The 24,295-nt window shown below is 68.8% G+C and carries 20 protein-coding genes and 1 tRNA gene; 11 read left to right on the forward strand and 10 right to left on the reverse strand.

Annotated features, from left to right (window positions below; translation table 11 throughout):
* Positions 1-729, reverse strand: coding sequence for an Lsr2 dimerization domain-containing protein (locus AC069I_RS12650; RefSeq protein WP_478235943.1), 729 nt, complete (start codon positions 727-729; stop codon positions 1-3).
* Between the two features lie 155 nt (positions 730-884).
* Here AC069I_RS12650 and AC069I_RS12655 point away from each other — a divergent pair, with 155 nt between their 5' ends.
* Positions 885-2,258, forward strand: a complete 1,374-nt coding sequence (locus AC069I_RS12655) for a dihydrolipoyl dehydrogenase family protein (protein WP_478265459.1) — start codon at positions 885-887, stop codon at positions 2,256-2,258.
* Here the strand turns inward: AC069I_RS12655 and AC069I_RS12660 are convergent.
* Entirely contained in the window at positions 2,255-3,691 is a 1,437-nt protein-coding gene (locus tag AC069I_RS12660) for a hypothetical protein (protein ID WP_478265460.1), read from the reverse strand. The two genes, AC069I_RS12655 and AC069I_RS12660, sit on opposite strands and share 4 nt — an antisense overlap.
* A gap of 246 nt (positions 3,692-3,937) precedes the next feature.
* On the opposite strand from AC069I_RS12660, the gene AC069I_RS12665 reads away from it, so the two are divergent.
* From AC069I_RS12665 to AC069I_RS12680, 4 genes are all read left to right on the forward strand, one after another.
* Complete coding sequence (locus AC069I_RS12665) at positions 3,938-5,410, forward strand: S8 family serine peptidase (RefSeq protein ID WP_478265461.1); 1,473 nt, start codon at positions 3,938-3,940, stop codon at positions 5,408-5,410.
* An 826-nt stretch (positions 5,411-6,236) separates the two neighbouring features.
* A complete protein-coding gene (locus AC069I_RS12670) occupies positions 6,237-6,740 on the forward strand; it encodes a DUF3145 domain-containing protein (RefSeq protein ID WP_091599164.1) in 504 nt (167 codons plus the stop codon).
* A gap of 42 nt (positions 6,741-6,782) precedes the next feature.
* Positions 6,783-7,376: a hypothetical protein gene (locus AC069I_RS12675; RefSeq protein ID WP_340687459.1), complete on the forward strand. Its 594-nt coding sequence runs from the start codon at positions 6,783-6,785 to the stop codon at positions 7,374-7,376.
* Positions 7,377-7,441: 65 nt separating this feature from the next.
* Entirely contained in the window at positions 7,442-9,802 is a 2,361-nt protein-coding gene (locus AC069I_RS12680; RefSeq protein WP_478265462.1) for a cation-translocating P-type ATPase, read from the forward strand.
* A 164-nt stretch (positions 9,803-9,966) separates the two neighbouring features.
* Here AC069I_RS12680 and AC069I_RS12685 read toward each other — a convergent pair whose 3' ends face one another.
* The 5 genes from AC069I_RS12685 to AC069I_RS12705 all read right to left on the reverse strand — a co-directional run bounded on the left by AC069I_RS12685 (position 9,967) and on the right by AC069I_RS12705 (position 15,209).
* Positions 9,967-11,217, reverse strand: a complete 1,251-nt coding sequence (locus AC069I_RS12685; RefSeq protein ID WP_340687428.1) for a beta-ketoacyl-[acyl-carrier-protein] synthase family protein — start codon at positions 11,215-11,217, stop codon at positions 9,967-9,969.
* 40 nt (positions 11,218-11,257) lie between these two features.
* The gene (locus tag AC069I_RS12690; protein ID WP_004559006.1) at positions 11,258-11,503 is read right to left on the reverse strand and encodes an acyl carrier protein; all 246 of its coding nucleotides are present in this window, start codon (positions 11,501-11,503) and stop codon (positions 11,258-11,260) included.
* Between the two features lie 68 nt (positions 11,504-11,571).
* Positions 11,572-12,555 carry a beta-ketoacyl-ACP synthase III gene (locus tag AC069I_RS12695; protein ID WP_125673101.1) on the reverse strand — a complete coding sequence of 328 codons (984 nt, stop codon included), beginning with the start codon at positions 12,553-12,555 and terminating at the stop codon, positions 11,572-11,574.
* Complete coding sequence (locus AC069I_RS12700) at positions 12,552-13,478, reverse strand: ACP S-malonyltransferase (RefSeq protein WP_478265463.1); 927 nt, start codon at positions 13,476-13,478, stop codon at positions 12,552-12,554. Before AC069I_RS12700 ends, AC069I_RS12695 begins: the two co-directional genes overlap by 4 nt.
* Positions 13,479-13,994: 516 nt before the next feature.
* A complete protein-coding gene (locus tag AC069I_RS12705; protein ID WP_005164946.1) occupies positions 13,995-15,209 on the reverse strand; it encodes a PucR family transcriptional regulator in 1,215 nt (404 codons plus the stop codon).
* Positions 15,210-15,623: 414 nt separating this feature from the next.
* On the opposite strand from AC069I_RS12705, the gene AC069I_RS12710 reads away from it, so the two are divergent.
* Positions 15,624-16,361, forward strand: coding sequence for a mechanosensitive ion channel family protein (locus AC069I_RS12710; protein WP_478265464.1), 738 nt, complete (start codon positions 15,624-15,626; stop codon positions 16,359-16,361).
* A gap of 216 nt (positions 16,362-16,577) precedes the next feature.
* A complete protein-coding gene (locus AC069I_RS12715) occupies positions 16,578-17,219 on the forward strand; it encodes a nicotinamide mononucleotide transporter family protein (protein WP_478230211.1) in 642 nt (213 codons plus the stop codon).
* Between the two features lie 73 nt (positions 17,220-17,292).
* On the opposite strand, the gene AC069I_RS12720 is transcribed toward AC069I_RS12715, so the two are convergent.
* Complete coding sequence (locus tag AC069I_RS12720) at positions 17,293-18,504, reverse strand: alpha-hydroxy acid oxidase (protein ID WP_340687432.1); 1,212 nt, start codon at positions 18,502-18,504, stop codon at positions 17,293-17,295.
* Between the two features lie 123 nt (positions 18,505-18,627).
* Positions 18,628-21,423: a pyruvate dehydrogenase (acetyl-transferring), homodimeric type gene (gene aceE / locus AC069I_RS12725; RefSeq protein WP_478265465.1), complete on the reverse strand. Its 2,796-nt coding sequence runs from the start codon at positions 21,421-21,423 to the stop codon at positions 18,628-18,630.
* 402 nt (positions 21,424-21,825) lie between these two features.
* Between aceE and AC069I_RS12730 the strand changes: the two genes are divergently transcribed.
* The 3 genes from AC069I_RS12730 (at position 21,826) to AC069I_RS12740 (ending at position 22,906) form a co-directional block, all read left to right on the forward strand.
* Positions 21,826-22,257, forward strand: coding sequence for a DUF3052 domain-containing protein (locus tag AC069I_RS12730; RefSeq protein WP_034311133.1), 432 nt, complete (start codon positions 21,826-21,828; stop codon positions 22,255-22,257).
* Positions 22,258-22,333: 76 nt separating this feature from the next.
* Positions 22,334-22,795, forward strand: a complete 462-nt coding sequence (locus tag AC069I_RS12735; protein ID WP_016336116.1) for a peroxiredoxin — start codon at positions 22,334-22,336, stop codon at positions 22,793-22,795.
* 39 nt (positions 22,796-22,834) lie between these two features.
* A tRNA-Val gene (locus tag AC069I_RS12740) sits at positions 22,835-22,906 on the forward strand.
* Positions 22,907-22,952: 46 nt separating this feature from the next.
* On the opposite strand, the gene AC069I_RS12745 is transcribed toward AC069I_RS12740, so the two are convergent.
* Entirely contained in the window at positions 22,953-23,081 is a 129-nt protein-coding gene (locus tag AC069I_RS12745) for a hypothetical protein (RefSeq protein WP_478230214.1), read from the reverse strand.
* A gap of 252 nt (positions 23,082-23,333) precedes the next feature.
* On the opposite strand from AC069I_RS12745, the gene AC069I_RS12750 reads away from it, so the two are divergent.
* Positions 23,334-23,852, forward strand: coding sequence for a GNAT family N-acetyltransferase (locus tag AC069I_RS12750; protein WP_478265466.1), 519 nt, complete (start codon positions 23,334-23,336; stop codon positions 23,850-23,852).
* Positions 23,853-24,295 lie beyond the last annotated feature (443 nt).

The following is a 24,295-nucleotide window of genomic DNA, read 5'->3' on the forward strand; positions in this document are numbered from 1 at the left end:
CTATTTTTCCGTGGCCGAGAAAGTCACGGCGGGCACCTTGCGGGCGGCGCGCGTGGTCTTCTTCGGCTCCGCGGCCTTCTTCACCGGAGCCTTGGCGGCGGCCTTCGGTGCGGCCTTGGCAGCCGTCGTCTTCGCGGCAGCTGCCTTCGGAGCGGCCTTCGCGGCTGTCGTCTTGGCCGTGACCTTCGGCGCCGCCTTGGCCGTGGTCTTGGTCGCGGCGGCGGTCTTCGCGCGACTGGCCGGAGCCTTGGCCGAGGTGGCCTTCGCCGCCGTGCCGCGGGCCGACTTCGCCTTGGCGGCAGTGGCTTTCGCCGTGGTCTTGGCAGGAGCCTTGGCCTCCGCCTTGGCGGCGGTGGTCTTCGCGGCGGCGGTCTTGGGAGCGGCCTTGGCGGCGGCGGGCTTGCGGCCCGCGACCCCCTTCGAGGCGGGCTTGCGGCCCGGCTTCGCGGCCGTCTTCGCCTCGGCCTTCGCGGCGGTGGCCGCGGTCTTCGGGGTCGACTTGGCCACGCGCGCGCCCTTGGGCCGCTGCACGACCCGCGGCCGCAGCTTGCGTCCGCCGATCCGGCGGCCGTTCTCCACATAGGCACGCAGGATTTCCCGGAGTGCGGTGGCGTTGTCGGCCGAAAGGTCGATGTCGTAAGCGATTCCGTCCAAACCGAAAGCGACCGTTTCTTCGGCCGCCTCGCCGGTCAGATCATCCAGCAAATGCACAGCAGTGTTCCTGGCCATGAAAAACCTCCCGCGCTCGATCGTTCTACTGCGTAACCGGCACGGCGAAACCTGACCCGCGGCTGATGACTCACGCAGCGACACGAGGATAGCGGCAGGTTGCGCGAAGCTGCGCGGTGGTGTGCGCTGAATGCATGTCAGTACAGGAATTTGACGTGATCGTGATCGGAGGCGGCCCGGTCGGCGAGGTGGCCGCCGAACGGGCCGCGCGGGGCGGCCTGCGGGTCGCGCTCGTCGAACACGAACGCTTCGGCGGCGAATGTTCTTACTGGGCCTGCATTCCGAGCAAGGCACTGCTGCGGCCGGGGAACCTCCTCGCCGCCGCCAAACGGGTTCCCGGCGTCCCCGTTGGCGACACGGTCGACCCGGCCGAGGTGTTCGCGCGCCGGGACTGGTTCACCGGAAAGGGAGACGACACCGGACAGGTCAAGTGGGCGGAAGGCGTCGGGATCGTCCCGATCCGCGGCCACGGGCGGATCACCGGTGAGCGGGAGATCACGGTCGACGGCGGTGACGTGCTGACCGCGCGGCACGCCGTGATCGTCGCCACGGGCAGCGTCCCGCGGACGCCGTCGATCCCAGGGCTGGACACCGTTTCCCCGTGGGGTTCGCGAGAGGCGACTTCGGCGGAGAAGGTTCCGGGCCGCCTCGGCGTACTGGGCGGCGGTGTAGTCGGTGTCGAAATGGCACAGGCCTTCGCCACGCTCGGCGCCGAAGTCCACCTGATCATCTCGGGTGAACGTCCTTTGCCTCGGCTGCCGGAGTTCGCGGGAGACGCCGTCGTCGCGGGTCTCCGTGAAGCCGGGGTCACCGTGCACACGGGCTCCGGTCTCGACTCCGTGTCCGCTGTGGACGACAGTAAGGAATTGGCCTTGAAAGGCGGTGAGCGGTTGGCCGTCGACGAGTTGCTCGTCGCCACCGGGCGGCGCCCGGCGACCGACGGACTCGGCGTCGAGACGCTGGGGCTCGAAGCGGGCGCGCCTCTCACCACGGACGACAACGGCCGGGTGTCCGCCGTGGACGGTGGCTGGCTGTTCGCCGTCGGCGACGTCACCGGCCGGGCGCCCCTGACCCATCAGGGCAAATACGCGGCCAGGGCCACGGGCGACGCGGTTGCGGCGCAGGCCGCGGGCAAGCCCGTCGACTCCGCCGCGTGGAGCGCGCACTGCGCCACGGCCGATCACTACGCCATCCCGCAGGTCGTGTTCACCGACCCGGAGGTCGCTTCGGTCGGGCTCGCCGGGCCGGAGGAGGGCAAGCCGCACCGCGTCGTCGACATCGACATCGCGGTGGCCGGTTCGTCACTGCACGCGGACGGTTACGCGGGTAAGGCGCGGATCGTCGTCGACACCGAACGCGGCGTCCTGCTCGGCGCGACCTTCGTCGGGCAGGACGTGGCGGAACTGCTGCACGCGGCGACGATCGCGATCGTCGGCGAGGTCCCGCTGTCGAGGCTGTGGCACGCGGTCCCGTCGTTCCCGACGATCAGCGAGGTGTGGCTGCGTCTGCTGGAGGCTTACGGGCTCTAGCCGTTCACGGGCAGTTCGAGCGCGGCCTTCGCGCCGCGAACGAGGCCGGGGTCGTCCGGAGTGGACGGTCCCGGCACCCACACCACCTGGACCAACCGGACCGACTTCCCGTCCAGGCTGCTCTGGTAGGCGGCGCCCTCGAACACCGGGACTTCGCCCTGCCACTGGTTGGTCTCGGTGGCGAGGTCGAGGATGCCGCCCCCGCCGGGGGTGTCGGCGGTGGCCTTGAACGCGGTCGCCTGGTCCGTGCTCGGGAATTCCACGACGGCGATCGTCACCGCGGCGGCCCGGCCGTCGATGGAGCTGGCGAAGCTGGCCCGTTTCACCGCGGAGCAACTCGTCTGCTGAAGGCTCGCCTGGACGTCGCCGTACGCGTGCGACGCGCACTTCTGGTCCGCGGCGGACGCCCGCGACGTGAACTGGATGTTCTCCACCGCGCTGCTGCTCGGCGGCGGCGGACTGGTGGCCGGGGTCGGCGGCGGGGGAGTCTGCGTGGACGCGGTGTCGTCACCGCCGGAAGCGACGCTGATGGCCGCGACCAGCAGCACGATCAGCAAGCCGATCGCGGCGATCGGGAGCCATTTCACCGTCTTGGACTGGTGCGACGTCTTCGGGCGGGGCTCGGCGGGGACGGCCTCCGGTGACGGGGCCTGCCTGGCGGGTTGCACGGCGACGGCCTGCTGAACCGGCGGAGTGGCTTGCACCGGCTTGGCGGGCGGAGCGGGAGGGACGGCCGATTTCGTGGGTCTCTTCCCCGGATGCTGCACCGGAACCGTCTGGGCGATCGCGACGAGCGGGTTCTCACGGATCACCGTCGGCTCGTCGTCGGAGTAGGCGCTGAACCCTTCCCCGAGCAACATCTCCTCGGGCATCGGCGGCGCGTCCGGGGCGAGCGCGGCGATCAGCTCCCGCGCCTGCTGGACCGAGCGGGGGCGCGGGGCGGTGGCCAGGGAGACCGTCGCGGCGAGCATCGTCGTCGCCGTCGGGTAGAGGACGCGGACCGAGCCGGCGAGATCCGCGGCGGGCTGGTCGACCGTCTCCACATACGGCCCGACGGCGATGATCGTGCCGATCGGCCCGGCGCCAGGGGCGACGTCCGCGATCTTGTGGGTGCACGCGGCGGACAGCGAGAGCGCGTCCGAGGCCGGGTTGATCGAGGTGTCGCCGTGGACCAGCGGCCAGCCGTCGGCCTTCCACGGCCCGCCGAGCGGGGCTTCGAGTTTCAGCGCCGGATCCGGCAGGTCGACGCCGATGACGATGAGGACACCCTTCGGCATGACCACGACGGCTTCGACGGGCCTGCCGTCGACCGGGCTGGCGCCGATCAGGGCGACCCCGCCGACGACGTTGCTGCCCCGGCCGAGTGATGCCAGCGCGGCGCGGACGTCCTCGGCCACCCGGGACGGCTGCTGAGCGAGGCGAACGAGTCGCACCGAACCCCTCCCCATCTCGTCGGTCTCGGTGCACAAACTAGCGCCTCCATCCGTCCATCCATGCCCCCGCCACCACCCTCAAAGGTGGCGCTTCGCGCCGCTGTACCGATTCCAGGGAAGACACGTCGCAGGTAGGCGAGGTGATATTGCTCCGAAAAGTTGTAATGCGCGTGAGTACCGTCACCCGTCCGGGTGGTACTCGTTGGTAGGTGACAGTTCCCTGCCCCTTGTCACCAGGAGAAACACATGGCCGCATTTCGCCACTGGCGTCGACGTGCAGCACTCGTCGTCGCCCTGCTAGCCGTCCCGGCCGCGGGGATGGCCCCCGCGCAGGCCGCGGGACCGGTCGCACCCGTCGCCCCCGGACTCTCCCGGCTGCTCTCGACCGCCACCGGCGCCACGGGAGTGACCGCGCTCGTGCACGCCGAGGACATCGCCACCGCCGAACGCGCCGCCCGCGCGGCCGGGCTCAAGAAGATCACCTCGTTCGCGAAGGTCGGCGTCGTCGCCGTCCGGGGCACGGCGGACCAGGTGCGCGCGGTCCGCGGGGCCGCCGGGGTCACCTACGTCGAAGGCAACGAGAAGCTCAAGGCACACGGCAGCGCCGGCACCACGGCGACGCGAAGCCTCCAGACCCAGACGCAGCTCAAGGACGCCGGTGGCGCTCCCGTGGACGGCAGGGGCGTCTCGGTCGCGATCATCGACACCGGCGTCGACCCGACGCATCCGGCCTTCAAGGGCGCCGACGGCAAGACACGGGTGGTGCGCAACCTCAAGAGCCTCTGCTTGGACGGCACCACCACGAACTGCATCGTCGACGTCCCGACCTCCGTCGACACCGACACCCTCGCCCTGGGCGGCCACGGCACGCATGTCACCGGCATCGCCGCCGGGAACCGGCTGACGCTGGCCGACGGCACCAAGGTCGGCGGCTCCGCGCCAGGCTCGAAGATCGTTTCGGTCTCGACCGGGGCCGCACTGCTCGTGCTCGGCACGGACGCGGCGCTGAACTGGGTGCTGGAGAACCACAAGGCGCCTTGTGGCGCGGGCGTCGCGGCGTCGGTGTGCCCGCCGATCAAGGTGACCAACAACTCCTACGGCCCGAGCGGCGGCGGCACCTTCGACCCGAACTCGGCGACGGTGAAGCTGCAGCGCGCTCTCGCCGCGGAAGGCGTCGTCACGGTGTGGGCGAACGGGAACGACGGCGGCGACGGTTCGGCGAACCTCTCCAACCCGCCGGGGCAGGACCAGACGCCGGGCGTGCTTTCCGCGGCGTCGTTCAACGACCAGGGCACCGGCACCCGCGACGGCACGGTGTCCGACTTCTCCTCGCGCGGCCTCAAGACCGACCAGGCGAGCTGGCCCGACGTTTCCGCGCCGGGGGAGAACATCCTCTCGGCGTGCCGTCCGACGCAGCCGATCTGCACGCAGGGCCTCCAGCCCAAGAACGGCCCGGGACTCCTGGATCTCGGCACCTACAACGTGATCAGCGGGACCTCGATGGCGGCGCCGCAGATCACCGGGATCGTCGCGCAGTTGTTCCAGGTCGCGCCGAACGCGAGCCCGGGTGACATCGAGGCCGCGATCAAGGGCACGGCGTACAAGTTCGCGAATGGCTCGCCGTACGTGGCCGCCGGGCCGTACACGTCGAGCTTCGACAAGGGCACCGGCCTGGTGGACACCTTCGCCGCGGCGAAATCCCTCGGCGCCCAGGGCTGAGCCGGACGCCAGTGCGTGAAGGCCTCCTTGAGGGACTCTGGGTTCGTCAAGGAGGCCTTCACGGCGCGGATCTGGACCGGCTACGAGAGCCGGTCACGTCTTGAATGTCCACAAGGGACAGTTTTGGGTGGCGAAATGTCCGATTGACTCCGTGTATGCGTTTTGGCGCGGAGGTCGTGAGTGGCAATGAGGGTTGGAACGTTCATTGCCACGTACCTAAGTTGATCTTGGGCGAGGGTGACAGGTGGGGTTAAGGCTCCCTTCGCTGCGTCTGATGCGACGAAGGGCTGGTCGTGGGTCGGGTTGGTCGTGAGTGGCGTTTCGGGTTCTAACCCGAAACGCCACTCACGACCACCTCGTACAATCGCCCTCCGGGCATCAGTCGGACATTGAGTCAGCGAAAAGTGTCCTTGGTGGACACTCAGGGGCGCGGTCGGCTCCTGTCGGCCAGGGCCACCGAGCGCGTGACCTGCGGCAATCCTCGCCGCTTACGATCAAGACCTCATTCAAGATCAACTTAAGCTACGTGGCATTGGGTTAGAACGCTCATCGCCACTCACGACCCCGCTCCCCACTGCTGACTCGACCACCCGCGTGAGGGATCCCTTCGGGCGCCGCCGGCACGTGCCTGCGGATGAGGGGCAGCGGCCTTCAAGCGAGTCCTGCGTCCCAATCAGGTGCGACTTGTGGTGTTCATGTGGCCAAACAGCACAGTTGGGGTGCACAATGTGCTCACGCGTACCGGGAGGCGGCACGAGCCACCAGACCAGCGCAGCTCGCGAGGTCGTAGGGGAAGACGCCCCTCGTCGAGTAGCGGAGGTCAGCAGTGAGCACCCGTGGCAACACCCGTGGCGTGGTGTACGTCCACTCGTCGCCGTCTGCGGTGTGTCCGCACGTCGAGTGGGCCATTTCGGGCACCCTGGGTGCCCGAGTCGAGTTGAAGTGGACGGCGCAGCCCGCCAGTCCAGGACAGCTCCGCGCCGAATGTGGTTGGCGTGCGCCTTCGGGCACCGGCGGAAAGCTGGCGTCCGCGCTCAAGGCGTGGCCGATGATCCGGTTCGAAGTCACCGAAGAGCCCAGTGCGGGGGTCGACGGGGAGAGGTTCTGTTTCGCTCCGGGCCTCGGCCTGTGGCACGGCAGGACCAGTGCCAACGGCGACATCGTCGTGGGCGAGGACCAGTTGCGTGCCTTGGTGAGCAAGGTCCGCACCGGCGAATCGCTGGCGCACAAGCTCGACGAGCTCCTTGCCGCCAACTGGGACGAAGCGCTCGAACCGTACCGGCACGCCGGTGACGGCGCCCCTGTCACCTGGCTGCACCAAGTCGGGTAGACGCCGGTGATGACGGAAGAGGCGGGCGGCTAACCTTTCAGGGTGACCGCCCAGCCTCGCCCCCTCTCTCGCCAGCGGTGGCTGATCCCCGTTCTCGTGGTCGTGATCTCCTTGACCGTCGGCGTGGGGTTGCTGGCACGTGATCTCTACACCCGCCCGGAGGCCGCGCCCACCGAGCCGGTCGTGAGCGAGTCGCCGACGTCTGTCGCCCCGGAGCAGCAGCCCGGCTCGCCCGTCGTCGAGGTGACTCCGGACGTCTTCGCGCATCCGCAGTACCAGAGCGTCCGGCAGGTGCTGCAGGGGTATTTCGACTCCATCAACGACCGCGACTATCCGAAGTGGACATCAGTGGTCACCCGTGAGCGGGCCAAGACCAAGACCGCGGCGGAGTGGAAGAAGGACTATCAGTCCACTCGGGACGGCAGCATTCTCGTCTACCGCGTCGAGCCGAGCACGCCGACCATGCTCCGGGTGCTCGTCGCGTTCACCAGTACGCAGGACGTCGAGGACGCGCCGCTGTACCTGCCGGAGGGGTGCATCCGCTGGCGGCTGGTGCTGCCGCTGCGGCTGGAGAGCGGATCATGGCGCGTCGACACCACCGACGGCGGCACCAACCCCGAACACGAAAGATGCTGAAGTAAGGGGCGACATGGTCCCCGAGGCTGACGCGAGGGGGGGCCGGGCGGAATAGAGTCGCGGGCATGGCAATTGATCAGCCGGCCCTGCTGACCGACGCCTCGAGGGGGCTCACCAGCGAAGAAGTCGCCCAGCGGGTGGCGGCGGGCCAGACCAACACGGTCTCGACGAAGACCAGCCGGACGACCGGCGAAATCATCCGGGCGAACGTCTTCACCCGGATCAACGCGATCTACGGCGTGCTGTTCGTGCTCATCCTGTCGACGGGATACTTCATCGACGGGTTGTTCGGCGGGCTGATCATCGTCAACAGCGCGGTCGGCATCATCCAGGAACTCCGGGCGAAACGGACACTGGAACGGCTCGCGATCGTCGGGCAGGCGAAACCGACGGTCCGCCGTGACGGTCAGAGCACCGAGATCGCGCCGGAAGACGTCGTGCTCGGGGACCTCGTCGAACTGGGGCCCGGCGACAAGATCGTCGTCGACGGCCCGACGCTGACGGCCGAAGCGCTGGAGGTCGACGAATCGCTGCTGACCGGTGAATCCGATCCGGTGGTCAAGCAGCCCGGCGACAAGGTGCTGTCCGGCAGTTTCGTCGTCGCGGGCAGCGGCACCTTCCGCGCGGACATCATCGGCGACGAGTCCTACGCGGCGAAGCTGGCCGCGGAGGCCAGCAAGTTCACCCTGGTGAAGTCGGAACTGCGCCAGGGCATCGACAAGATCCTCAAGTTCATCACGTACCTGCTCATCCCGGCGGGCGCGCTGACGATCTACAACCAGCTCGCGGGCGACCAGGCGTGGCCGGACGCGCTGCGCGGCATGGTCGCGGCGCTCGTGCCGATGGTGCCCGAGGGCCTGGTGCTGATGACCAGTGTCGCGCTCGCGGTCGGGGTCATCCGGCTGGGCAAGCGCCAGTGCCTGGTGCAGGAACTCCCGGCGATCGAGGGACTCGCCAGGGTCGACGTGGTGTGCGCGGACAAGACCGGCACGCTCACCGAGAACGCGATGCGGCTCTCCGAGGTCCGGGAGATCACGCCGGGCCATCCGGTGGACGCCGTGCTCGCCGCGCTCGCCGCCGCCGATCCGCGCCCGAACGCGAGCCTTCAGGCGATCGCGGAGGCGCACCGGGCAGATCCGGGCTGGCGGGTCTCCACGACCATGCCGTTCTCCTCGGCGCGCAAATGGAGTGGTGCTTCGTTCGGCCCCGACGGCGACTGGGTGCTCGGCGCGGCCGACGTCCTGCTGCCCGAGGGCGAGCATCGGGCGGAGGCCGAGAAGATCGGTTCCCGCGGTCTGCGGGTCCTGCTGCTGGGCCGTGCCGAGCGGGCCGTCGACACGGCCGAAGGCCCCGGCGAGATCGAACCGGTCGCGCTCGTGGTGCTGGAACAGAAGGTCCGCCCGGACGCGAAGGACACGCTGGACTTCTTCGCGCACCAGGACGTCGCGGTCAAGGTCATCTCCGGCGACAACGCCATTTCGGTGGGCGCCGTCGCGAGCACCCTGGACCTGCCGGGCGCGGACAAGCCCGTCGACGCGCGGAAGCTGCCGGACGACGCGGAGAAGCTGGCCGACACCGTCGAGGATCGCGCCGTCTTCGGCCGCGTGACCCCGTTGCAGAAACGCGCGATGGTCGGTGCCCTGCAGTCGAAGGGGCACACCGTCGCGATGACCGGCGACGGCGTGAACGACGTCCTCGCGCTGAAGGACGCGGACATCGGCGTCGCCATGGGCGCCGGCAGCCCGGCCACCCGCGCGGTCGCGCAGATCGTGCTGCTGGACGACAAGTTCGCCACCCTGCCGCACGTCGTCGCCGAGGGGCGGCGGGTGATCGGCAACATCGAGCGCGTCTCGAACCTGTTCCTCACCAAGACGGTCTACTCGGTACTGCTGGCGCTGATGGTCGGCATCGCGCAGGTGCCGTTCCCGTTCCTGCCGCGGCACATCACGATCACCGCGTGGTTCACGATCGGCCTGCCCGCCTTCGTGCTCTCGCTGGCGCCGAACAACGAACGCGCCCGCACCGGCTTCGTCGGGCGGGTGATGCGGATGGCCGTCCCGGCCGGGCTGGTCATCGCCACCGCGACGTTCGTGAGCTACCTGCTGGTGTACAAGGGAGCCGGACAGTCCGAACTGGACAAGATCCAGGCTGGGACGACCGCGCTGATCACGCTCATCACGATCGCGCTGTGGGTGCTCGGGATCGTCGCGCGGCCGTACCGGTGGTGGAAGATCCTGCTGATCGGCGGGATGGTCGTGCTGACGCTCGCGTTGTTCCTGATCCCGTTCACGCAGAAGTTCTTCGCGCTGGACCCGAGCGTGAGCGCGTACACGCTGTCGGCGTTCGCCTGTGCCGGAGTGGGGATCGTGCTGGTGGAGATCGCCTGGTGGGCCGGGCGGCATCTGGTCAAGCGTCAGGAAGCCTGACCGCTTCGCCCCCTCTGCGCGCTATGAAAGGTCCTTTCCTTGCAAAATTTGCAAGGAAAGGACCTTTCATAGCGCGCGGGGCACCTGCCGCAGCGCGCCTCGAAGTACGTGAAGGCCCCCTTCACCGCGCTAGACGCGGTGAAGGGGGCCTTCACGTACTGAAATCAGGCCGCCGGGGTGAACAGCAGCGCCGTGTTGTGCCCGCCGAAGCCGAACGAGTTGCTGATCGCCGCGCCCAGCTCGACCTTGCGCGCCTCACCGGAGACAACGTCGAGCTGCACCTTCGGGTCCAGGTCTTCGAGGTTCAGTGTCGCCGGGATGAGCCCGTGGTAGATCGCCAGGATCGTGGCGATGCCCTCGACCGCGCCCGCACCGCCGACCAGGTGGCCGAGCGCGCCCTTGGGAGCGGTCACCACGACGTGCTCGCCGACGGCGTTGCGGATCGCCGCCGCCTCGCCGACGTCGCCGACGACCGTCGAGGTCGCGTGCGCGTTGACGTGGCCGACGTCGGCAGGGGAGACCCCGGCCATCGTCATCGCCTGCCGCATGGCGGCGATCTGGCCGACGCCCTCCGGGTGGTTGCCCGTGATGTGGTACGCGTCCGAAGTGATCCCGTACCCGCTCAGCTGCGCGTAGATCCGCGCGTTGCGGGCCTTGGCGCGGTCCGCCCGCTCGAGGATCACGACGCCGGAGCCCTCGCCGAGGACGAAACCGTCACGGTTCACGTCGAACGGCCTGGAAGCCTTCGCCGGGTCGTCGTTGCGGGTGGACACCGTCCGCGCCTGGGCGAAACCGGCGAGGGTGATCGGGTGGATGCACGATTCGGCACCACCGGCGACCACGACGTCGGCACGGCCCGAGCGGATCATCTCGTAACCGGCGGCGATGCCTTCCGCGCCCGACGCGCAGGCCGACGCGGGCGAGTGCACGCCGGCACGCGCCTTCAGGTCGATCCCGACGTGAGCGGCGGGGCCGTTCGGCATCAGCATCGGCACGGTCAGCGGGGAGACCTTGCGGAGTCCCTGCTTGTGCAGAAGGTCGTTCTGGGAGATCAGGGTGACCGGACCGCCGACACCGGTACCGATGGTCACCCCGAGGCGCTCGGGTTCCACATCCTGATGCTCGTCGGTCGGCTGCTCGAAGCCCGCGTCCGCCCAAGCCTGCCGGGCGGCGATGAGCGCCACCTGCTCACAGCGGTCCAGCCGCCGGGCCTGGACCCGCGGCAGGACTTCGGACGGGTCGACGGCGAGCATGGCGCCGATCTTCACCGGCAGTTCGAGTTCGTCGACCCAGTCGGCTTCGATACGGCGGATCCCGCTCGCCCCGGCGAGCAGGCCGTCCCACGTGGACGCGACGTCCCCGCCGAGTGGCGTGGTCGCGCCCATCCCGGTGATCACGACGTCGATGTTGCTCATTGGAGTCTCCCCAAGGTCGGCGCCAATCAAGAAGTCGGACTTACTTGGAGTTGGCCGACACGTAGTTCACCGCGTCGCCAACGGTCTTCAGGTTCGCCAGCTCGTCGTCCGGGATCTTGACGCCGAACTTGTCCTCGGCCTGGACAGCGATCTCCACCATGGACAGCGAGTCGATGTCGAGGTCGTCCACGAAGGACTTCTCGGCGGTCACGTCGTCCTGCGCCACACCGGCGACCTCTTCGACGATCTCGGCGAGGCCGGCGAGGATCTCTGCGTTGTCTGCCACTGGTTGTTCCCTTCTCGGTGATGCTTTCGGCTGCCCCGCGGACACGGTGTCCACAGGGGAAGTATTCATCACGGGCAGACGAAGGCCTGGCCCGCGTAGGAGAGTCCGGCACCGAAGCCCACGGCGAGCACGACGTCGCCCGGTTTGGCGGTCCCGGCCTTGCGCATATGGTCCAGCGCCAGCGGAATCGACGCGGACGAGGTGTTGCCCGAGTACCTGATGTCGTCGGCGACGACCATGTCCTCGCGGGCGCCCTTGGCGCGCAGCTTCTTGGCGATGGCCTCGACGATACGCAGGTTGGCCTGGTGCGGGATCAGCACGTCCACATCGGACGGTTCGAGCCCGGCGAGTTCCAGCGCCTGCATGGCGATCGGCGCGATCTGCGTGGTCGCCCAGCGGAAGACCGACTGGCCCTCCTGGTAGATCCACTTGTCGTCGCGCATGTAGATCAGGTCGACGTGCTCGCCCGCGCTGCCCCACGCGACCGGGCCGATCTGCGCGGTGTCGGCAGCGCCGACCACCGCCGCGCCGGCGCCGTCGGCGAAGATGATCGCGTTCGCGCGGTCGACCGGGTCGACGTGGTCGGTGAGCTTCTCGGCGCCGATGACGAGCGCCTTCTTCGCGCTGCCCGCGCGGATCAGGTCCGAGGCGACGCCGATGCCGTAGCAGAACCCGGCGCAGGCGGCGTTGAGGTCGAACGCGGCCGGATGCGTGATGCCGATCCGGTCGGCCACCTGTGCGGCGGCGTTCGGGATCTGGGTGGGCATCGTGCAGTTCGGCAGGATGACCGTGTCCACTTCGGACGGATCCACGCCGGCGTCCGCCAGCGCGGCGGTTCCCGCCTTGACCGCCATGTCGACCAGCGACTCGTCCTTCTCGGCGAACCGGCGCTCGACGATGCCGACCCGCTCGCGGATCCACTGGTCGTTGGTGTCCATGATCTTCGAGAGATCGTCGTTGGTCACGATCTTCTCGGGCTGGAAGCTCCCGACACCGAGGATGCGGGTCCCGGCGGCGCCCGGTGCCTGCCGCAAAGTGGATCGGTCGGTCACGAAGCGTCCTCCTGCCCCTGAAGCTTCGCCAGCTCGGCCGGCGTCTTCAGAGCGATCGTGGTGGTCACGGTTCCCTTGAGCTGCCGCTTGACCAGCCCGGTCAGCGTGCCCGCCGGCGGGAGTTCGAGCGTCGAGGTGGCACCCGCGGCGACCAGACCGTCCATGGTCAGGTCCCAGCGCACCGGGCTCGTGACCTGCTTGACCAGCCGGTCGAGGTACTCGGCCCCGCTGGTGACGACCTGGCCGTCGGCGTTCGACAGCAGCGGACGCGTCGGGTCCGCCGGGGTGATCTTCGCAGCGTGGGCCGCCAGCGCTTCACGCGCGGGTGCCATGTAGGAGGTGTGGAACGCGCCCGCGACCTTGAGCGCGCGGACCTTCGTGCCCTCCAGCGGCTCGGCCACGATCTTCTCGATCGCGTCGGCGGCGCCGGAGGCGACGATCTGGCCGGCGCCGTTGCGGTTCGCCGCGGCGAGGCCATGCCCCTCGAGCCACGCGACGACCTGCTCGGGGTCGCCGAGCATGACCGCGGCCATGCTCGTGGGCTCCAGCGCGCACGCCTTCGCCATTTCCGCGCCGCGGACGGCGGCCAGCGCGACGGCGTCTTCGGGGCTCAGCACCCCGGCGGCGGCGGCGGCCGCCAGCTCGCCGACGGAGTGGCCGGCGACCGGCGCGTCCGCGGCGACCGGGGCCTCACGCTGAAGGTGCTCGAACGCCAGCAGTGACAGCGCCACGATCAGCGGCTGCGTGATCGCGGTGTCCTGGATCTCTTCGGCGTCCGCTTCGGTACCGAGGCGGACGAGGTCGAGACCGGCACGCTCGGACCAGGCTTCGACGCGCGCGCGGGCGCCGTCGAGCTCGAGCCAAGGGGAGAGCATGCCTGGGGCTTGGGAACCCTGACCGGGGGCGAGGACTGCAACTGTCACCCCATTAGAGAACACTCTCGGCCACCATGGTCGTGATGCCGACGCTCACCAAGTCCGGCCGACGTAATTGTCGGAACCCTCCAAAAGCGCCTTCCTGATCTCCGCGCTTAACCCAAAAGCCTTGTCGGGTTCAACCAGCTTTCCCTATGAACTCCGTCACTGCGCAGAGTTACCAAGCCGGGTTGATGGGCAAGGTGCGCCTTTGTGAGTGTGTTGGGTCGTTATGGCCGAAGGGGGCTCGAAGGTGGCGTGGCGGGGCTGGTTCGGTGCTCAGTGGCGAACGCCATGTCCTGAAGGGTCCCTTGAAGACATCCTGCGTCTCAAAGGGGGCTTTCAGGGCATGCCCGCGGCCACGAAACCCTCATCTGGGCGCCGGACATGCCGCCCTTGTGATCGGTGGTGCTGCTGGGGTTCAAGTTGGTGCTCCGGGAGGGGTGAGGGGAACATCGAGGGACTCTGGGGCCCGCAAGGAGGCCTTCTCGGCACTGCGGTTCCACTCACGATCCACCGGGCGCGTCACCAGAGGCCGCGGGCACGGGCCAGCCGCCCGACCGTCAGCGCCACCTTCAGCACCCAGGCGTCCCGCGATTCGGCGGCGTGGCGGCCGGTGAGTTCGGCCGCCTTCCGCAGCCGGTACCGGACGGTGTTCGGATGCACGAACAGCGTCCGCGCGCAGGTCTCCAGGACGCCGCCGCTGTCGAGGTAGGTCTCCACCGTCCGCAGCAGTGCCGGGCCCGCTTCCTCCAGTGGTCGCGCGATCTGCTCGACGAGCAGGCGCTCGGCCTCGGGGTCGCCGGACAAGGCGCGTTCCGGCAGCAGGTCGATCGATCTCGCGGGCCGCGGCGCGCCCGGCCAGCCGACGACGGCACGCAGACCGGAAAGCGCCTCTGTCGCGCTGTGGTGTGCTTCGGCGAGCGTGGGCACCGTCGGCCCGGCGACGACCGGGCCCTCGGCGAAGGCGACCGAAAGCTTGGTGAGGATCTCGCGGTCCTTGACGCTGCCGTCGGTGGGCCCGGCGACGACCACGACCAGCCGGGAGCCCTGCACCGAGAGCAAGACCGGGCGCCCGACCCGCGCGGCGCGGCTGCGCACTTCGAACACGACGGCGGGCGGGTCGTCCGACGTCGGGGTGCCGACCAGCGCGGTGGCGGGAGCGGCCGGATCCCAGCCGAGCGCGGCGGCGCGGGAGAGCACCGCTTCCTCGGCGTCGCCGCGGACGATGCCGTCGACGACCAGCGCTTCCAGTCGCGCGTCCCAGGCGCCTCGCGCCTCGGCCGCGGCCGCGTAGGAGTTGGCGGCGGCGAACGCGATCTCCCTGCCGTAGCGCAGGATCCCCTCGATCAGCGCGGCGCGTTCCGCTTCGTTCGCGGCGAACTCGGGCAGCTGCTCCTCGAACACCTCGATCGCCAGCCGGACCATGCCGACCGCCTGCCGCAGGCTCACCCACCGGGAAAGCTCGGCGGGTGCTTCGCGGAAGGCTTCCGTGGTGAGGGAGAGGGCCTCCTTCGCGTCGCGAAGCCAGTCGACGAAGCCGGCGGCACCCGCTTGGGTGATGAGCAGGACGCTCGCGCGCTGGTCGGCGGGAAGCCGGGCGAACCAGCTCAGCCGCTCTTCCATCACCGCCACGCTCGCGCTCGCGAGCCGGCCGGAGGCGTGTTCGAGCCGCCGGAGGGTCTTGGCGGACAGCCCGTGGTGCTTGGGCACACGCCGTCCGGAGGTCGCATCAGCCATGGTCAGCCGATCCTAGGCCGTGTCCGGCAAGTGGTCTTCGCGCCCAGGTGGTCCCTGGATCACGAAGCCCATCGAACAGACTTACCGGACACCGCCTAGTCCGCCGGGCAAAGGGCGCCTTCTTCCTGCGGCCTTTCGCCGTCCGTGTCCGAAGTGGACGGTCATCGGCGATGAATGGTGAAAGGTGTTCGCATAAAAACTCGAGGCCGCCCGGCGCTAGCGTTTTTCGCTGCGCCGGACGGCCTCGTCTCCCCGGTCCCCACCGGTGGAACAAGTATGGGACTTGTCGATCTTTTCCCGCTAGCTCACTCACTCGATCGTGGAGCGCCGAGTTGCCGGTGCGGGGCTGGTGATCAACGATCCCTCGCAAGCCGCACCGGGTAGGTCGCGGATGCGCAGAGGAGGGAGTTCGCCGTGGGCGAGCAGCTGAAAGACGGTCTGGGACAAGCATGGAACCTTGTCGCCACCTTCGTGCCGAAATTGATCGGTTTCCTGATCATCCTGTTGATCGGCTGGCTGATCGCGAAAGCCGTGTCGAAGGCATTGGGACTGGTTCTGTCGAAGATCGGTTTCGGCAAGCTCATCGAGAAGACCGGACTCACCGGAACGCTCAAACAGGCGAATGTCGACGCGGGCGGGATCCTCGTCAAACTCGTGTACTACTTCATTCTCCTGATCGCGCTGCAGCTCGCGTTCGGCGTATTCGGTGAGAGCAATCCGGTCAGCGCGCTGCTCAACGACATCATCGCCTTCCTGCCGCGGATCCTGGTGGCACTGGTGCTGGTGATCGTCGCGGCCGCCGTCGCGAAGGTCGTCCGCGACCTGGTGACCGGAGCGCTGTCCACCCGGCCCGCGGGGCGGCTGCTCGGCACGATCGCCTACTGGATGATCATGGCGTTCGGCATCATCGCCGCACTCGGCCAGGTGAACATCGCGACCGCGATCACCGGGCCGGTCCTGATCACTGTCCTCGCCACCATCGGCGGCGTGATCGTCGTCGGCTTCGGCGGCGGACTGATCAAGCCGGCGCAGGACCGCTGGCAGGGCTGGCTGGCCAACCTGCAGGGCCAGTTGGAGGCCGGGGGCGGCAAGCAGGAGGTCCGTTCGGAGCCGCCGACTTCGCCCGTGGGCATCGGTCGCGTAGATTCCTGAGCATCCGCGCGGGCCCGGTGATCGAGGAAGGCACCGGGCCCGCGTGGAGTCGAAAGGGCCCATCGCCGCGGAACACGTGGTGGAGGGCCTTTTTTCGCACCCTGTGAGATCTCCTCAGCGTCCCTCGAGCCGCCCGCCTGTTCCGCACCTCACACTCCCTAGGGAATGGGGCCGGAACGGAGCATGTTGGAGCGGTAGACGGAGAGGGGTGCGGACGTGGACTTCCTGCTGCACAACGGTGTCACGGTGCTCGGACAATGGATCTCGTTCGCCGAGCTGGCGGGCCAGATCTTCGCGCTGGCCGTGGTCTTCCTGGCGCAACGTCGCACGTTGTGGACGTGGCCGGTCCAGGTCGGTGCCACCGTGCTGTTGTTCTCGGTCTACCTCTCCGCGCATCTCGGCGGGCTCGCGACCAGGCAGATCGCGATCCTCGCCATCTCGATCTACGGCTGGTGGGCCTGGTCCCGCCGCAGCGACCCGGTCTACGGCGTGGTCGTCCGCAAGGGCAGGCTCGGCGAGCGCCTGGCGATGATCGGCGCGTTCGCGATCGGCACCACCGCGATGGCGCTGGTCCTCGACGCGCTGAACGCCTCGTGGGCGCCATGGCCGGACGCCGCGATCTTCGTCGGCACGCTGGTCGCCTTCGCCGCGCAGGGCGCGGGTCTCGTCGAGTTCTGGCTGGTGTGGCTGGTCGTCGACGCGATCGGCGTGCCGCTTCAGCTCTCTTCGGGCCTGTACTTCTCCGCGGCGGTCTATATCGTGTTCGCCGGGCTGGTCGTGCACGGCTGGTGGAGCTGGAACCGCACCGCCAAGCAGGTCCGGACGGCGCCGGCCGGGGTCACCACGGCCTCTGCCTGACCCGCGTTTCGTCCTCTGGATGCGGTAGTTGCCGATACGAACTACCGCATCCAGAGGACGAAACGCGTGCGGGTCAGCGCATGGTGGCGTGCGACGGCTTGAGGTCGGCGAGCGTGCGGACGCCCAGCAGCTGCATCGTCCGGACCATCTCGGCGCGCAGGATGTCCACGCACCGCTGAACGCCGCGCTCGCCCCCGGCCATCAGGCCGTAGAGGAACGCGCGCCCGATGAGCACCGCGTCCGCGCCGCGCGCGATCGCGGCCACGATGTCGCCACCGGAGAGAATGCCGGTGTCGACCCACACCTCCGCATCGCCCTGGATCTCGTCGAGAACCGCCGGGAGCAGTTCGATCGGTGTCGGCGCGCGGTCGAGCTGACGGCCGCCATGGTTGGACAGCAGCACCGCGTCGGCGCCGTGTTTGACCACGTCCCGCGCGTCGTCGACGTTCTGGATGCCCTTGACCACGAGCTTGCCCGGCCAGGTCTGGCGGACCCAGTCGAGGTCGTCGAAGTTCAGGGTCGGGTCGAAGAGCTGGTTGAGCAGTTCGGCGACCGTGCCGTCGAACTGGCTCAGCGACGCGAAGGTCAGCGGCTCGGTGGTCAGCAGGTTGAACCACCACGCCGGATGCATCGCGCCGTCGACGAAGGTCTTGAGGGTGAGCGCGGGCGGGATGGTCAGCCCGTTGCGAACGTCGCGCAGCCGCGCGCCCGCGACCGGGGTGTCCACCGTCAGCATGAGCGTGTCGAACCCGGCGGCCCAGGCGCGATTCATCAGATCTTCGCCCGCCTTGTGGTCGCGCCAGACATAGAGCTGGAACCACTTGCGGGCCTCGGGGGCAGCCGCCGCGAGATCTTCGATCGACGTCGTCGCCATCGTCGACAGGCCCATCGGGATGCCGTTGCGCTGCGCGACACGGGCCACCGCGGACTCGCCCTCGTGGTTCATCATACGGGTGAACCCGGTCGGCGCGAACGCGAACGGCAGCTCCGAACGCTTGCCGAGGATCTCCTTGCCGGTGTCCACATCGGACACTCCGCGTAGGACGTTCGGATGGAATTCGATGCTGCGGAAGGCCTGCCGGGCGCGGCGGAGGCTGTCCTCCAGCTCCGCGGCGCCGTCCGTGTAGTCGAACGCCGCCCGCGGCGTGCGCTTGCGGGCGAGCATCCGCAGGTCGGCGATCGTGTGCGCGCCAGCCAGCCGCCGGTCGGTCGGGTTGAGCACGATCGGCTTCGGCCGCAGGATCTGCTTCAGCTCACTCGGCTTCGGCAGTCGACGCTTGGTCACACTCGCTCACCCTTCCCTGCTTCCGCAAACATCCGATGTCTCACCCTAGCTGCTCCGCCGCCGGATGCAATGAAGGGACCTTTCCTTGCGAAATTCGCAAGGAAAGGTCCCTTCATCTCAGCGTCAGGCGCTACCGGAGTCCGACAGCTGCGGACCCGCGGCGGCGATGTCGTCGAGGCGGTACTTCCGCGCCGCCTCGGCCACCTTCGCCCGGTCGAATTCGCCGCGCTTGGCGAGCGCGCTCAGCGTGCCGACCACGATCGACTGGGCGTCGACCAGGAACTTCCGCCGGGCGGCCGGGCGGGTGTCGGAGAACCCGAACCCGTCGGTGCCCAGCGTCAGCATGTCGTTCGGCACCCACGGGCGGATGAGGTCCGGCACGGCGCGCATCCAGTCCGAAACCGCGACGACCGGCCCGTTCGCGCCGGACAGCTTCTGCGTGATGTACGGCACACGCGGGGAGTCGCCCGGGTGGAGCAGGTTGTCGTGGTCGGCCTCGACGGCCTCGCGCCGCAGCTCGGTCCACGACGTGGCCGACCACACGGCCGCGCGGACGCCCCACTCCTCGGCCAGCATCTGCTGGGCGCGGAGCGCGTCCGGCATGGTGACGCCGGAGACCAGGATCTGCGCCTCCGGGCCCTCGCCCGACGGCGCGTCGGCGTACTTGTAGAGACCCTTGAGCAGGCCGTCGACGTCGAGGTTCTCGGGCTCGGCGGGCTGCTGGTAGGGCTCGTTGTAGATCGTCATGTAGTAGAAGACGTTCTCGCCGTTGCCGTCCGGCCCGGTCTCGCCGTACATCCGGCGAAGACCGTCCCGCACGATGTGGGCGATCTCGAACGACCACGCCGCGTCGTAGGCCACGACGGCCGGGTTGGTCGCCGCCAGCAGCAGCGAGTGCCCGTCGGCGTGCTGCAGGCCCTCACCGGTCAGCGTGGTGCGGCCGGCGGTGGCGCCGAGCACGAACCCACGGGCCATCTGGTCGGCCGCCGCGTAGAGGCCGTCACCGGTCCGCTGGAACCCGAACATCGAGTAGAAGATGTAGACCGGGATCATCGGCTCGCCGTGCGTGGCGTACGAGGTGCCGACGGCGGTGAACGACGAGGTCGAACCCGCTTCGTTGATGCCCTCGTGCAGGATGACGCCCTTTTCGGACTCCTTGTAGGCCAGCATCAGGCTCGCGTCGACCGACGTGTACGTCTGGCCGTGCGGGTTGTAGATCTTGGCCGTCGGGAACATCGAGTCGAGACCGAAGGTGCGCGCCTCGTCCGGGATGATCGGGACGATCCGCTTGCCGATCTCGGAGTCCTTCGCCAGCTCGCGGACGAGCCGGACGAACGCCATCGTGGTGGCGACCTCCTGCTTGCCCGAGCCCTTGCGGAGGCCTTCATAGACCTTGTCGCCGGGCAGCACGAGCGCCTTCGAGGCCTTCGGGCGCCGCTCCGGCAAGAACCCGCCGAGCGCCTTCCGGCGGCCGATCATGTACTCGATCTCCGGCGATTCCTTGCCGGGGTGGTAGTACGGCGGCAGCTTCGGGTCGCGCTCGAGCTCCTCGTCGCTGATCGGGATGCGCTGGGCGTCCCGGAACAGCTTGAGGTCGTCGAGGGTGAGCTTCTTCATCTGGTGCGTGGCGTTGCGGCCCTCGAAGGACGGTCCGAGGCCGTAACCCTTGATGGTATGGGCCAGGATCACCGTCGGCTGGCCGTGGTGCTCCAGCGACGACTTGTAGGCCGCGTAGACCTTGCGGTAGTCGTGCCCGCCGCGCTTGAGGTTCCAGACGTCGGCGTCGGTGAGGTCCTTGACCAGCTCCTTGGTCCGCGGGTCGCGGCCGAAGAAGTGCTCGCGGACGAAGGCGCCGTCGTTGGCCTTGTAGGTCTGGAAGTCGCCGTCCGGCGTGGTGTTCATCAGGTTGACCAGCGCGCCGTCACGGTCCGCGTGCAGCAGCGAGTCCCACTCGCGGCCCCAGATGACCTTGATGACGTTCCAGCCGGCGCCGCGGAAGTACGACTCCAGCTCCTGGATGATCTTGCCGTTGCCGCGCACCGGACCGTCGAGCCGCTGCAGGTTGCAGTTGATCACGAAGGTCAGGTTGTCGAGGCCTTCGCCGGCGGCCACGTGGATGAGGCCGCGCGATTCCGGCTCGTCCATCTCGCCGTCGCCGAGGAACGCCCAGACGTGCTGGTCGCTGGTGTCCTTGATGCCGCGATCGCGCAGGTAGCGGTTGAACCGCGCCTGGTAGATCGCGTTCATCGGGCCGAGGCCCATGGACACGGTCGGGTTCTCCCAGAACTCCGGCATCAGCCGCGGGTGCGGGTACGACGGCAGGCCGCCGCCCTCGCCGGCGTGCGAGAACTCCTGGCGGAAGCCGTCCAGCTGGTTCTCGGTCAGCCTGCCCTCGAGGAACGCGCGGGCGTAGATACCGGGGGAGGCGTGCCCCTGGATGAAGATCTGGTCGCCGCCGCCCGAGTGGTCCTTGCCGCGGAAGAAGTGGTTGAAGCCCACTTCGTACAGCGCCGCGGACGAGCCGTAGGTCGAGATGTGCCCGCCGACGCCGACGCCGGGACGCTGCGCGCGGTGCACCATGATCGCGGCGTTCCACCGGATGTAGGCGCGGTAGCGGCGCTCGATCTCCTCGTCACCGGGGAACCAGGGTTCGTTCTCCGTGGGGATGGTGTTGACGTAGTCCGTCGACGTCAGCGCCGGGACGCCGACGTGGCGTTCCCTGGCCCGCTCGAGGATGCGCAGCATCAGGTACCGGGCGCGCTGCTGACCACCCCTGGCCAGCGCCTCGTCGAAGGAGTCCAGCCATTCGGCGGTCTCCTCCGGGTCGATGTCGGGCAGGTGCGCCGCCAATCCGTCACGGATGACGCGGACGCGTGCCGGGGTCTCCTTGCCGGAGGCGCCGTCGTTCTGCGGGGCCAAGGGGTCTCCTTGCGAAAGGTGGTAGCTGGTTGTGCTCGTACGCGGGCGTGTTCGCCTTCCATCGTCGTCCTCCGGTTCCGTTCCCGTCACCGCTACTGATCGGTAACGTTCGCGGACCCGATTGCGACACGCCTCGCACGCGCCTGTACTCGCGCGCGCGTTTTCTCTCTCACCCTAAAGCAGGGCGTTCGGAGGTGCCCAGGCGCGCCCGAATTGACCCCGTGAGAGTGGGCTGAATGTCCGTACGCCGCGACACGAGTTGTTCAAGATCCGGTGTGGACGGTTGCGCGGATCGCTTCACCAGTGTTCGCTAACGGGCATCGTGTACCCGAGTGTGGTGCCCGCCCGGCCGATCAGGCCGACGCGACACCATGCTCCGTCGTAGTTGGAGGAGTGACAGCAGTGGTCGCCGCGGGAGACGCTGATCAGAGCAGCGTCGCCGAAAGGCTCGGGATCAAGCCGGACATGGTGGTCCAGGAGATCGGCTGGGACGAGGACGTCGACGACGACCTTCGTGCGGCGATCGAGGAACAGATCGGCGGCGACATCCTCGACGAGGACGCCGACGAGGTCATCGACGTGGTGCTGCTGTGGTGGCGCGAAGACGACGGTGATCTCGGTGACACGCTGATCGAGGTCCGGACTCCCCTGAACGAGAACGGCGTGATCTGGGTGCTGACCCCGAAGACGGGCCAGCCTGGGCATGTCGAGCCGAGTGAGATCGCCGAAGCGGTGCCGCAGGTCGGGCTGGCGCAGACGGCCAACATCAGCGCCGGCCCCAAGTGGGCGGGCACCCGGCTGGTTTCGCCGAAGTCGTCCAAGACCAAGCGGTGACCTCTCCGGGCGCGCGATCGACACGATAGGGTTGTCGTCGCAGGCCCCTGTTCGCTCTTGAGAGGAAACCGCCGGTATGGCCGTCGAGGTCGGATCGCAAGCCCCGGACTTCACGCTCAACGACTACAACAAGCAGTCCGTGACGCTGTCATCCTTCAAGGGTGACAAGCCGGTTCTGCTCGTGTTCTACCCGTTCGCGTTCAGTGGCATCTGCACCGGCGAGCTGTGCCAGCTCCGCGACGAGTTCGCGGACTACGACGGCCAGGGCGTCCAGGTCATCGGTGTGTCCGTGGACACCCCGTTCTCGCTCAAGGCGTGGGCCGAGCAGGAGGGTTACCAGTTCCCGCTGCTTTCGGACTTCTGGCCGCACGGCGAGGTCGCGAAGGCCTACGGCGTCTTCAACGAGGCGGCCGGCCTGGCCACCCGTGGAACCTTCCTGATCGACAAGGACGGCGTCGTGCGGTTCGCCGAGGTCAACCAGCCCGGCGAGGCGCGCGACCAGCAGGCGTGGAAGAAGGCCGTGGCCTCGCTGGCCTGAGTCTTCACCGGTGGCACCCGTGCTCGGGTGCCACCTCCCGGGCGCATAGCTCAGCGGGAGAGCACTCGGTTTACACCCGAGCGGTCGTAGGTTCGATCCCTACTGCGCCCACGAACGGATTTGGGGCCCCCGGAGATCATCGAGGGCCCCGTCGATCTCAAGCCAGGCTCTCGATGATGTGCCGGCGCACCGGCACATCCCGCCAGGCCCGCGCCGCGGCGATCCTCGGGAATCCGATCATCGCGGCAGTTCCCGCCCGGTCGCCCTCCTGTCCTCGTGCGGTCATCGGCTGGTCCTTTGCCACCGCGCGAATGCTTCCCGGACTTCGGCGGAAGAGTGCCCGAGGGCGCTGTCGTCCGGCTCGGCGGGAGTGAGCCGCGGGATGTGCACCACGAGATCGAAGGCATCCAAAGGGGCCAAGTCGCCGTAGAACGAGCCGCGCTGCACCACCCCGACTCGAAACTCGTGGTGGACGTCAACCGGCCCGAGCGCATCGCGGGCCTGGCCGAACTCGTCCGCTCCCGGGGGGTTCGTGCCGGTGCGCTACTTCCAGCGGATGGAGCACTCGCTCGGCGCCTTGAACGGTCCTGTGATCCCCCGAGGGTTCCGGGTCGAGCCGTGGTCGGAGCGGAACGACGAGGACTTCCGGACGGTCAGGAACGAGGCCTACCGCGACTGCTGGGGCGCGGTGCCGATGCCAGTCGAGCTCTGGCGGAACAAGATCACCAACCAGACTTTCCGGCCTGAGGTCAGCTTCCTGCTTCGCGAGGCGGGCGGTGCGGTCGGGATGCTGGTGACCCTGTGCTGGGACGCGGACACGGAGGCCACCGGCGTCCGCGACGCGCACTTCATGGTGATCGGAACGCTTCGGGAGCACCGGCGGCGAGGTGTCGCCGGAGCGCTGATGGGACACGCGTTGCGGGCCGTCGCTGACCAGGGGTACGACCGCGCGAGTTTGAACGTGGACTCGGCGGATCCTTCGGGCGCGTTCGGGGTCTTCGAGAAGACGGGTTTCGTCCCGACGATGCGCTACGTGCGCTGGGCGCTCGAAGCCTGACGTCACTCACGAAGCGTTCGGTGAGCTTCAGACCGGCACTGCAGTACATGAAGGCTGAGCCGAGGGAAGGGTCCTTCACGCGCGGCCGCTGTGACCGCTGTGGTTGCTGTTGCAGGTGGGGGCCACGTGGCAATCCTGAGGGTAGTGAAGGCCTCCTTCACTACCCTCAGGGTAGGCAAGGAGGCCTTCACGGACCACCGCGATCCGGACTCGGCCACCCCGCCCTCCGCATTTAGTCGACTAAATGCGCTCAAGACACGTGAAGGCCCCCTTCCCTCGACTGAGCCGAGGGAAGGGGGCCTTCACGCACCCCCAACACCTGTGGAACGTTTTCGGCTTCGGCGGTCTGGTCTGCCCCCTCGGCAGGCCAGACCGCCGGTGTGCGCCGCGCCGCGGGTGGCGAACTTTCGGCTACACAAGAGAAGAGGCGGGCGGGGCTGCCC

The organism is Amycolatopsis sp. NPDC043885 (assembly GCF_056435685.1).